The 11,243-nt window shown below is 43.4% G+C and carries 10 protein-coding genes and 1 pseudogene; 10 read left to right on the forward strand and 1 reads right to left on the reverse strand.

The window, feature by feature from the left end:
* Window positions 1–20 precede the first annotated feature (20 nt).
* The 5 genes and pseudogenes from B2U56_RS07865 (at window position 21) to sdaAA (ending at window position 5,121) form a co-directional block, all read left to right on the forward strand.
* Window positions 21–1,319, forward strand: coding sequence for a serine dehydratase subunit alpha family protein (locus B2U56_RS07865; protein WP_013048309.1), 1,299 nt, complete (start codon window positions 21–23; stop codon window positions 1,317–1,319).
* 77 nt (window positions 1,320–1,396) lie between these two features.
* Window positions 1,397–1,774 (forward strand): annotated as a pseudogene (locus B2U56_RS07870) (Rid family detoxifying hydrolase).
* Window positions 1,775–1,849: 75 nt separating this feature from the next.
* Entirely contained in the window at window positions 1,850–3,118 is a 1,269-nt protein-coding gene (locus tag B2U56_RS07875; protein WP_286953162.1) for an aconitase X catalytic domain-containing protein, read from the forward strand.
* 2 nt (window positions 3,119–3,120) lie between these two features.
* Window positions 3,121–3,534: an aconitase X swivel domain-containing protein gene (locus B2U56_RS07880; RefSeq protein WP_013048307.1), complete on the forward strand. Its 414-nt coding sequence runs from the start codon at window positions 3,121–3,123 to the stop codon at window positions 3,532–3,534.
* A 36-nt stretch (window positions 3,535–3,570) separates the two neighbouring features.
* Window positions 3,571–5,121, forward strand: coding sequence for an L-serine ammonia-lyase, iron-sulfur-dependent, subunit alpha (gene sdaAA, locus B2U56_RS07885; RefSeq protein ID WP_286953164.1), 1,551 nt, complete (start codon window positions 3,571–3,573; stop codon window positions 5,119–5,121).
* Window positions 5,122–5,176: 55 nt separating this feature from the next.
* Here the strand turns inward: sdaAA and B2U56_RS07890 are convergent, their stop codons facing one another.
* Entirely contained in the window at window positions 5,177–5,650 is a 474-nt protein-coding gene (locus B2U56_RS07890; protein WP_013048305.1) for a pyridoxamine 5'-phosphate oxidase family protein, read from the reverse strand.
* Between the two features lie 161 nt (window positions 5,651–5,811).
* Between B2U56_RS07890 and B2U56_RS07895 the strand changes: the two genes are divergently transcribed.
* From B2U56_RS07895 to B2U56_RS07915, 5 genes are all read left to right on the forward strand, one after another.
* Window positions 5,812–6,141, forward strand: a complete 330-nt coding sequence (locus tag B2U56_RS07895; protein WP_013048304.1) for a metallopeptidase family protein — start codon at window positions 5,812–5,814, stop codon at window positions 6,139–6,141.
* 136 nt (window positions 6,142–6,277) lie between these two features.
* Entirely contained in the window at window positions 6,278–7,291 is a 1,014-nt protein-coding gene (locus B2U56_RS07900) for an ABC transporter substrate-binding protein (RefSeq protein WP_286953167.1), read from the forward strand.
* Window positions 7,275–8,957 (forward strand): ABC transporter permease, encoded by a 1,683-nt coding sequence (locus B2U56_RS07905; RefSeq protein ID WP_286953169.1) that lies wholly within the window; start codon window positions 7,275–7,277, stop codon window positions 8,955–8,957. The genes B2U56_RS07900 and B2U56_RS07905 overlap by 17 nt, the downstream gene beginning before the upstream one ends.
* A 3-nt stretch (window positions 8,958–8,960) precedes the next feature.
* The gene (locus B2U56_RS07910; RefSeq protein ID WP_286953170.1) at window positions 8,961–10,043 is read left to right on the forward strand and encodes an ABC transporter ATP-binding protein; all 1,083 of its coding nucleotides are present in this window, start codon (window positions 8,961–8,963) and stop codon (window positions 10,041–10,043) included.
* A 59-nt stretch (window positions 10,044–10,102) separates the two neighbouring features.
* The gene (locus B2U56_RS07915) at window positions 10,103–11,152 is read left to right on the forward strand and encodes a DUF4236 domain-containing protein (RefSeq protein WP_286953171.1); all 1,050 of its coding nucleotides are present in this window, start codon (window positions 10,103–10,105) and stop codon (window positions 11,150–11,152) included.
* Window positions 11,153–11,243: the final 91 nt, after the last annotated feature.

The following is an 11,243-nucleotide window of genomic DNA, read 5'->3' on the forward strand; positions in this document are numbered from 1 at the left end:
GATTTAGCTTGGAGGGGAAAATGACATCGAAACTTTTACTGGAAATTTTAAAAGAACACACGTTTTTAACTGTAGGATGTACAGATCCAGTTGCTGTGGGACTGTCTGCTGCATTTGCTTATAAAGCTATAGGAGGCGAAATATTTAGTGTAGATGTCATCATGGATAAAAACATCTATAAAGATGCTATTTCCGTTGGCATTCCCGGGACAATGAAAACTGGGTTGGATCTAGCAGTATCACTTTCTGTTCTTTTTGGTAATCCTGAAAATGGTCTTCGCTTGCTGAAAGATGTAGATAAACAGTGTGTTGTGAAGGCCGAAAAGTTTCTCTCAAACCACAAAATTTCCTTTTCCCTTAACGAAGAAGTAGAGGGAATATACATTAAATCCATTGTGAAAACATCAAAAGGAATAGCCACTGCGTTGATACGCAATTCTCACGACAATATCGTTGAGATAACTGTAAACCAAAAAATTACTTATTCAAAAAGATACTCATCAGCACCAAAAGACTCCTTTAACAAACTGGGCTGCATAGCGAACCTTACAGTTGAGGATATTTTCAAATTTATAAAAGAAATTGATTCGAAGGAGATAGCTTTTTTAAATCAAGGCATTCAAACCAACCTAAAGGCTGCACAGATCGGCGAAAAAAAGCGAGTGGGATTAGGAGTGGGCAAGCTGTACCAGGAAATGATAGAGAAAAGGTATTTACCTGATGATGTTAGCAGTCGCGTCAAACAAAAAGTCGGTGCCGCAGCAGACGCAAGAATGTCGGGGATGAATGTTCCAATATACGGCTGCTTTGGTAGTGGAAACCATGGAATAACTCTTTTCATAACAATGGGAATGATGGCAGAGCACCTCAAAATTAGCAAAGAAGAAACTTCGAGGGCTTTGTCGATAGCTCTCCTCATTATAGGAGTTATTAAGACAAGGACAGGAATTTTGACACCCCATTGCGGATGTTCCGTTGCCGCAGGGGCAGGAGCTGCATCTGGCATTGCCTACATGCTTGGCGGAAAAGAAAAAGAAGTGGAAAATACGGTGCATCTTATGCTTGCAAATTTGACAGGGATGCTCTGTGACGGAGCAAAATATGGCTGCGCTTTAAAAATGGCAACTTCTGCTGGTGCCGCTATAGAATGTGCATATATGGCAATGCTGAATGCGAAAGTCCCTGGTAATAATGGCATAGTCGGTTGGAACATGAAACAAACTATGGATAATCTCAAAATCATAACAGAGTATGGCATGAAGAATATCGATAAATCCGTGCTAGCAATACTTTTAAAGTTGCCTTATTTTGAAAATTAAATATTTTAAACAAGACAAGCTGCGCATTAAGAACTTCCTTTTCAAAATTTGAACACAACTGTATAGGGGGAGTTCATATGAGAAAAGCAGTTATTACAAAAAATGCTCCTGCAGCTTCTGGTCCTTATTCCATTGGGATAATGGCAGAAAATTTTCTTTTTGTTTCAGGACAAATCCCCATGAATCCTTCAGGAAAACTTGTAGACGGAGATATTTAGGCCCAGACCAGGCAGGTAATGGAAAATATTAAGGCTATTCTTGAGGACTCCGGCTATTCTAAGCAAGACTTCGTCAAAGCCTCAGTATACGCAACTAGCATCGAAGATTTTACCAAAATCAATGAGATCTATTCAGAATGCTTTAACGAAGTTTTCCCTGCAAGAGTTTTTGTAGAGGTGTCTGCCCTTGCCCTTGGGTTTTCTGTAGAAATAGATGCCATTGCTTACAAGAAATAAAACTATTGCGAGTTTAGCCTATGATATGACCTATTGTTTGTTCATTGTGCTGAAACACAGAGGAGGTCACAATAATTGAACTTGACTGACAAAGAAAAACGGATGTTAAATGGGTCAGAAGGAATATTAAAGCAAAAGGCCATGGAGAATGTGGTGAAATATGCCCATGTACTTGGGGCAGAGAAACTTTGCGTTGTTACAAAGGCCCATCTTTTCTGCGGCTCTCATTCGTATATGCGTGCAGTAAATTCGGATGATATAGATGAAGTCATCTCGGAGATGCACTTTTGTTCCTCAAAAAAAGTTCTTTTGGATAGGGTTGAATGCTATGCGCAGGCAGATGTAGGTCCTATGTGTCCTTACAACTGGAAAAAGATGGGCGTTTCAGACGAAGAACATGAGAAAAACATGAAATATCTTAAAAGATATCTTGATGCCGGCGTCCAGCTTGTAGGCTCGTGTGTTCCTTATATGTTGGGATTTATACCCCTTATGGGTGAACATTATGTGACTAGTGAATCTCACGCCGTCCTCATGATGAACTCCCTTTGGGGAGCTTGCGGACAAGCTGATGGCCTTGAAGCAGGATTTTGGTCTGCCGTATGTGGAAGAACTCCGCTATGGGGACTCCATATAATGGAAAACAGGAAAGGCACCCTTGTTTTTGATATAGAATGTGCCACAGAAACAGTCTATGATTGGGATATCCTGGGATACACTATAGGCCGAAAGACACCCACCCATTCCATACCAGTTCTCAGAAAGGGATTCCAGAGACCAGACATGACGAAGCTTAAATCTTCTTTTGCCTCTATGGCAACCACTGGAGGTCCTGAAATGTGTCATATCGTTGGGGTGACGCCTGAGGCAAGAAGCGTTGGAGATGCCCTGGGAGGAAATACACCCTTGGATATTATTACGATAACAGAGCGAGACATTGAAGAATCCCTTAGCATGCTCTGTGAGACAGGCCGAGCAAAATTGGACTATATCAGTCTTGGCTGCCCTCATTACACCATAGAGCAAATGATGATTGCGGCAAACTTTCTAAAAGGGAAGAAGGTACATTCGAACACTGTTCTTCACATATGGACCGCTGCGCCTATAAAAGAAACGGCTGACCGGTGCGGATACACAGAGATCATTGAGAGAGCTGGGGGGATAGTCCTCACCAGCAGTTGTCCACTCACCAGTGAAAAGAAACCAGATGGTGCCGTTACTATGGCATTCGATTCAGGTAAACAGGCTCACTACATAAAGCCAGGAAGTGGTGCAAAGGTTTACTTTGGTTCAATGGAAGATTGCCTGAAGTCAGCTATCAGTGGTTACTGGGAGGGCAGATAGACATGGAAAAAATCATTATGCGAGGTAGAAGCGCCATAGGTGGAGTGGCAGAAGGCATAGCTATGGTAAGTAGGGAGACCATTCAGGGCTGGAGTGGGGTAGACGATAAAACAGGCATTGTTATAGAAAAAGGTCATCCTTTTGAGGGCATGAGCATTAAGGGAGCAGTACTTGTCCTTTCCGGGGGGAAGGGGTCGAATGGATGGTCATGTCATTTTCACGCAGCTCGCGTAGGAGGAATAGGGCCAGCAGCTTTGATATTCCCTAAAATGGATTCTCGCACAGGTGTTGCAGCTGTTGTTACAGGGGTTCCTACAGTTACGGACCTGGAACAAGATCCTTTTGAAATAATTAGAACAGGGGATCTGGTTAGAGTCAACGGCGATAATGGAACTGTTGAAATTACCAGAAACTAAATTGCCTAATTTAATTAATTTATAGGGAGAAACGAAATGAAGCATAGCATTTTAAACGATGTTTTAGGTCCAGTAATGCGGGGCCCGTCCAGCTCTCATACTGCTGCATCCTACAGAATCGCAGCAATTGCACGATCTTTGTTAAAGAGCAGTTTAAAGGAGGTAATATTCACCTTCGACAGGGAGGGTTCCTATGGAGAAGTTTTTCGCCAGCAGGGAAGTGATCTTGCCTTTGCCGCAGGAGCATTAGGATGGGACATAACAGACTCCCGGTTTGAAGATGTTCTAGGGATTGCGCAAAGAAAAGGCAAATTAATTCTATTTCAGATAGATGATATTTCTGACTCAAATCATCCTAATGAAGTACTCGTTTCTATGGCGGGAACTGGAGGAGATAGTGTGGAACTTCTTGCCCGCTCTGTGGGTGGAGGAGCTATAGTCATAACAAAGATCGATGGTTGGCCAGTCTGGATAACAGGCGACTCGCATGACCTTTTCATCGTAACTAATTCTGAGGGAAAGGACTCCCTCCTTCTAAAGATTGAAGAACATAACCGAAATGAGCGTTCAGTTACCATTCATGAGAGAGATGGCCAATTTCTCATCCATATTGCCTATCTGCGTCGGCCAGTAAAGGAAATATTGAAGAACTTAGAGAGCATGACAGGAGTCCTATCTCTAAAGATATCCTGCCCCGTTGTTTATGCATGCCCAGGGGAACCGCTTTTCACCAGTGCAAAGGAGTTATTAAAAATCGTGGGTGAAAAGGGGAAAAGTCTCGCAGATGCCTCTCTTTCTTATGAATCGCAGATGCTCAAACTTCCGGAGGAAGAAATCTGGGCGGAGATGTCTAGCCGTTTAGAAATAATGGAAGAAGCAGCCAGGGCGGGAATAGAAGACCACCCCTTTGAAATGAAGCTTATTCGTCCTAGTGCAGGCAAAATCTATAAAGCGGAAATTGAAGGGAAACTTCCTATAGGGGGGCTTCATAGCCAAGCTATGGCGCGAGCATTGGGCGTAATGCATGTCAACGCATCAAAAGGAATAATTTGTGCTGCCCCTACAGCGGGGTCCGCCGGAGTAATACCTGGAGTAATCCTTACACTGGCAGAAAGATATGGACTTTCCAGAGAAGAAAAGATAAGGGCGCTGTTTACAGCATCTGCAATAGGTCTCATCGTAGCCATACGTGCAACATTTTCAGCAGAAGTGGCTGGTTGCCAAGCAGAGATAGGTGTAGCTGGAGCTATGGCTAGCGCTGCGGTGGTAGAGGTTGCTGGTGGAAGTCCGGAACAGGCATTGGATGCGGCAAGTATTTTTTTACAGAATAGTCTTGGATCTATATGTGATCCCGTTCAGGGTTTTGTTGAAATCCCTTGTCATACCCGCAATGGGGTAGCAGCTTCATCTGCCTTCGTTTGCGCTGACATAGTTATGGGAGGATATTTTAATCCCCTTCCCTTTGATGAAGTCGTGGACGCTATGTATTCTGTTGGGAAATTACTGCCGCGAGAGCTGAGATGTACAGCTAAGGGAGGCCTTTCCATTTGCCCTAGTGGATGCGCTCTCCCTCTTCTCAGTAAATAATTTTACATCTCCTATTATCTTCTTGAAATAGCGGATCCCAAATGGAATCCGCTATTTATGCCTTTTCTTTTCTAGCCTTCCCAGTAATCCTTTCAACAGTAATGCCTATAACTTTTGTTTTATCGGAAGCTCGTTTTATATATTCCCTCCCTTCAGAGATATGCTCCGGTGAATATTTCCCAATGAGGGCAATCAGCGCGATTTCTTTTTCATCCCCTTTTACTTCTTTAGCCCTTCCAAAGGCTATGACACTCTCGTAGTTTGTAGTGAACTTTTCTGGCACTACTTCAGCTTTGCCTACCACACAAATTGAAACTTTATCGTTGTAAGCAATGTTTTCAAGTTTATGCCCTTCAATCGCACAGTGAAAATAAATGGAGTCATTTATAAAAACATAGTGGAGAGGTACTCCATAACAATATCCATCCCGGGAAAGAGTAGAAAGCACCATATAATTTCCCTCTTCAAGCAGTGCCAGAGCCTCTATATTAGAAAGTTCCCTGTCTTTACGTCTCATTTCTTTAAACATGGGGGCACATCCTCCTTTTTGTGATGAAGGAACACAATCTTTTTATCTAATGTTAAATTTGTAGAATATTAAGGGTAACTCTATCTTCCTAAAGTGGCATTGTCAAGATTAACGAGGGGATAGGATATAATTTTTAAAAATCCTTCTGGAGGCATTCAGACATGAATATTAATAAGTTTCGTGAAACGGCAAATAATATAATGGAAGGATTGCCAGAAGAGCTTTTTAAGCAACTTAACGGAGGAATCATTGTTCTTGACGAGAAAAAAGAAGATGGCGAGTGTCTAGTGATGGGAGAGTATGTGGAGGACCCATTCTTGGGGAAAACCATTCTACTTTATTACGGATCTTTTGTTGAGGATCTGGAAGACGCTTCGTTCAAGGAATGGGCAGAGGAGATAGAAGACACCATAATACATGAACTTCGTCACCATATAGAATCTCTGGCCGGTGTAGATTACCTTTCTGACGAGGAGAAATTGGAACCCTAGGCATAAAAGAACAACTGGTATGTCTCACGATAGGACCACTTTGTTTTTTATTTAATGCAAATCTGGATATGGAGGGCTGTGTCAATAACAAGTATATTTATTTTAATAAATTTGCTAATGGGGAAGTGAGAGAAACATGAAAAAGTACACTTTTTGGGGTAGGATTGCTGCTTTTGCCATAGGAGGAATAATGATTTTTTCCGGCTTTGCCATGGCAGCTGAACAAGCTCTCAATGCCTATACCATATGGTCAGAGCGATATGCTAACGCAGTATTTAGCGCTTTTACAGAAGACACCGGAATTAAGGTGAACTGGATGCGATTTTCTTCTGGAGAAGTACAGGCCAGGCTAGAGGCTGAAAAGGGCAATCCTCAGGTGGACGTTGTTTTTGGCAACATGGCTGAAGCCTTCGTGAGCGGAACTCCCAAAGGGCTTTTCGAACCTTATGTGCCTCAGGGGGCCGAACCTATTCCCGCTAAATTTAAAGATCCTGACGGCTATTGGACAGGCGTTGCAATTGACCCTATATGTTTTATGTTCAATACAAAATTCCTGAAAGATCATGGCCTGGAAGCACCTGCTTCGTGGGAAGATCTTACCAATCCCGCCTATAAGAACCAACTGCAAATGGCCGATGCCAGAACATCTGGAACCGCCATGTACCGCATACTGAGCCTCATACAGGCCATGGGCGAGGATAAAGCATACGAATACCAGAAAAAGTTAAACGTAAATGTTCAGGTCTATACGAAAAGCGGCGCTGGCGGAGCTCTGCCAATAGGTAGGGGACAGGCAGCTGGAGGAATATTCTTTCTCGTAGACGCTTTGGAGATGCAGCAGAAAGGCTACGATGTAACTATCAGCTATCCAAAAGATGGGGTAGTTGCTGGCATCGAAGCTATGGCCCTGGTAAAGGGAGCTAAACAGCCGGAACTTGCGAAAAAGTTTCTTGATTGGGCCTCTACAGAAAGAATGCAGAGGATTTACGAAAAGAGTCAAATCAATCTGATTCCCAGCAATCCTGAAGTACAAATTTCTAATCCTGGTTTAGATATGTCAAAGGTGAATGTGCTGCCGCTAGATATTAAATGGGCCGGGGAAAACCGCGATCGGCTGGTGGAGCGCTGGGTCGATGAAGTTCTCAAATAACAATAAGCTTACGAAAAGGCTCGATCTCCCATTAACGCCTTTTATGATGGTGTTATGGGCCCTATTGGGCCTTTTTGTACTATATCCTCTGGCACGCCTCATGTACATGGTCTTTACCATCGATGGGGCTGCCAGCTTTACCAACTTTACACAGGTGTTTACAAACTGGTACAACCGCAAGGCTTTTTTTAACAGTCTTATTTTAGCAACTTCCGTAGCGGCAGGCGGAACCCTGGTAGGCTTCATTTTCGCCTTCGCGGAGACCAGGCTTTCTTTACCTGTTTTTATCAAGTGGTTTATTGGAACTGTAGTTGTTCTGCCTTTTGTTTCCCCTCCTTTTACGAGCAGTATCGCTCTCACCCTGGTGCTGGGGCCGAATGGACTGCTGTTAAACTTTTTGGGCATACCGGATTTCAACATATATGGATTCTTGGGAACGTGGATAGCTGAAACGCTGACGTACTTTCCCGTAGCTTTTTTAACTCTGGCTGCCGTACTTAGGGCTATTGATCCTAATTTGGAGGATGCGGCTATGAGCATGGGCAGCTCACGGTGGCGAACATTTCGCACGGTTACTTTGCCTCTCAGTGCCCCAGGCCTGGCTAATGCCTTTTTACTTCTTTTTGGCAGCTCATTGGCAGATTTTGCCACCCCCCTCGTTATGGCTGGTCATACATTTCCTGTGCTGACCACGCAGGCATACCTTCAGATAACTGGAATGTATGACTTGCGTGGGGGAGCGGCTATTTCATTTGTATTGTTGATACCAGCAGTTTTGGTCTATCTTTTACAGCACTACTGGGTAGAACGCCGCAGTTACGTTACGGTAACTGGGAAGGTAGGAATTCGTACTACTCCCAAGGGAGCCAGTGGTTTTATTGAAATTCTTATTTTGGCTTTTATTTTTTTAGTAACGATCTTTATCATTTTTCTGTATTCCATTATATTTCTGGGTTCCTTAGTTAATGTATGGGGTGTAGACAATAGTTTTACTCTTGAAAATTATGTTTATGTTTTTACTGTGGGGCTAAAGGCAGTTAAAGATACGGTTATCATTGCAATTGCTTCTACGCTTGTTGGCAGCGTAATAGGCGTTGCTATAGGATATATTGTGAGCCTGAAAGACCTTCCCTGGCGCAAGACTCTGGAGTTTACTTCGCTTCTAAACTACGTTTTACCAGGAACAGTGATCGGAATAGCTTATGTCATCGCCTTTAACTCTGGTCCAATTGTTTTAACAGGAACAATGTCTATTATTGTAGCCCTTTGCGTCTTTCGCTATGATGCCACTGGAATTCGAGCTACAATAGCATCGCTGCAACAAATTGATAAGTCTATGGAAGAAGCATCTCTTAGTCTTGGCGCATCCAGGCTGACGACCTTTTTTAGAGTCACTCTCCCGCTGATCATTCCTGCTGTCACAACAGGAATGCGCTATTTGTTTGTTGTTTCCATGACAGCGGTAAGTGCAACTATTTTTTTAGTATCTGTCCGCTGGAGCCTGTTGACCATTCGTATTCTGGAGTGCATTACTGAACTGCTCTTTGCACAAGCTGCAGCATTCTCTGTGGTTCTTGTGCTTATAGTTTTTATAGCTATCGGGATTATATCTGTTATGTTTCGTATAGCCTATCCTGATTATGTCTGCCAGACAAGGAGGCCGTAGCGAATGTCTCTTTCTATTTCTCTCAACCATTTAACAAAGATATTCACCAAAGGAAAGGAATCTTTTAAAGCAGTAGATGATGTCCACCTCGACATAGAAGCGGGCGAACTGATAACATTTCTGGGTCCTTCCGGTTGCGGCAAGACCACGATCCTCAGAATGATCGCCGGCTTTGAAAAACCTACTGAGGGGCGAGTGCTAATAGGAGGACGAGACATTACACATCTGGCAGTGAACAAAAGAGACATCGGCTTTGTTTTTCAAAACTACGCCCTTTTTCCCCACATGAGTATTTTTGACAATGTTGCCTACGGTCTGAAAGTGAGGGGACTGTCTCGCAAAGAAGCGGAGCTAAAGGTCAAAGAGGTCTTAAATCTGGTGGGATTAATTGGAGTAGAGGAGCGCTTTCCTCACCAGCTTTCGGGGGGGGAACAGCAGCGTGTAGCTTTAGCGCGAGTTCTCGTTATTGACCCCAGGGTTCTTCTTATGGATGAGCCCCTTTCCAATCTGGATGCAAAACTAAGAATATATATGAGGGCAGAGATCCGGAAGATCCAGAAAAAACTTGGAATAACGTGTATCCATGTTACCCATGATCAGAAAGAGGCTCTTACCATAGCTGACCGGATTGTAGTTTTGAACAAAGGGAAAATAGAACAGGTCGCTGCTCCTTTTGAGCTATATGCCAATCCAGCCACCCTTTTTGTCGCCGATTTTATCGGCCAGGCCAATATTTTCAAAGGACAGGTTGAAGCCCTTTCAGAAGAAAAAATAGATGTTTTTATCTATAATCGCATCGTAACAGTTAACTACAAACCTAACTGTAGTTTTAAAATAGGAGATGAAGTGGCGCTCATCGTAAGACCCGAAGCTGTAAGCCTGGGACAGCCTGAAAAATCAATGCTGAGCGGGCAAGTTCTTAGCTCAGTTTTCGTAGGGGATAGAATAGAGTACGATATTGAGATTAAATCAGGTCAGCTTGTCCATGCCTTTGTACCCTATAGTCACGACAGCACTATTTTCCCAGAGGGAAGCAGAGTGGGGCTGCTTATTGACCCTGAAGATGTATTAGCCCTTCCACTTTAGCGAGGTTGAATGACTGGATGGGATGTGCTATGTTAAAAACATTAAAGGGAGGAGATGAAATGGGCTTCCGTTTTTTTAGACGTTTCAGGATTGCTCCTGGCATTACCATTAATTTGAGCAAAACAGGAATTTCGGCCTCTTTAGGCCCCAAGGGGGCAAAAGTAACCCTTGGACGACGCGGCACTAGAACTACAATTGGGTTGCCCGGGACAGGGCTTTACTACACAACCTTACACTCAGGTAAAAAAAGAGCTTCACCAAAATCCAAAAAACCAGCAACATCTCAGTATGAATCTCTTACACGAGAAGAAATTATCAAAAAGAAGCTAACCCTCAATTTTTTAAGCAGGCTTTTTTTACCTAAATCAGAAGAAAACTTTGTTGACGGGCTAAAGGCCTTTTTGGAAAAAGATGAAAAGAGAGCTTTAGCTTGTTTTCAAAAGTCATTAAACCTCCCTGACTCAGCTTTTATGGCCGGCCTCATTTTCCTTAACAACGACAATCCCCAACAAGCCATTATTGCTTTTCACCACGTGCAGAACAAAATTGACCTTCTTGGATCTCTTTTTAAAAAAATTGGCATCTATATGTCCCTATACTTACCTTTAACAGAAGAGATGCAAGTGGAAATATGGCCCGATAATAGAGGTCTCTATCTTGCTTTAATAGAAGCCAAGCAACAACTGGCGAAGCATGACGAAGCCATCATGTTGTTGAGAAAAATCGTAGATGAATCCCCAAATGATATAGCCTTTCGTCTTTCATTAGCCGAATTGCTCGCAGATGCTTCTGAAAGAGAAGAAAAATCTCATGGTATTTATAAAGAAATTGTAGCCCTAAGCAATAATGTTGAGAATGAGACAGCCCTGCACAGTGCTTTGTTGTTTTACAGGGGAAAGGCCCTCTATTATCTTGGATACCATACTTTAGCACGTAACACTCTGACTACAGCCCTTGGACGAAAAAAAGGCAGGCCCAGAGAGTTGCTCACTGCGATAAGATATGAGCGTGCACGAGTATACGAGGCATTGGGACAAAAGAAAAGAGCCCAAAACGAATTCGAAATCGTAAATGAGGAACGCAAAGTTCTTGACCTTATCAATCGATAGAGGAAAACATTACCAGCCCCCCCCCCCCCCCCCCCCCCCCCCCCCCCCCGAAAAACCCCTGCCCCCCCCCCCCCCTTTTGAGCCGGGGGCA

The sequence above is a fragment of the Aminobacterium sp. UBA4987 genome, from assembly GCF_002396985.1.
Lineage (GTDB): Bacteria > Synergistota > Synergistia > Synergistales > Aminobacteriaceae > Aminobacterium > Aminobacterium colombiense.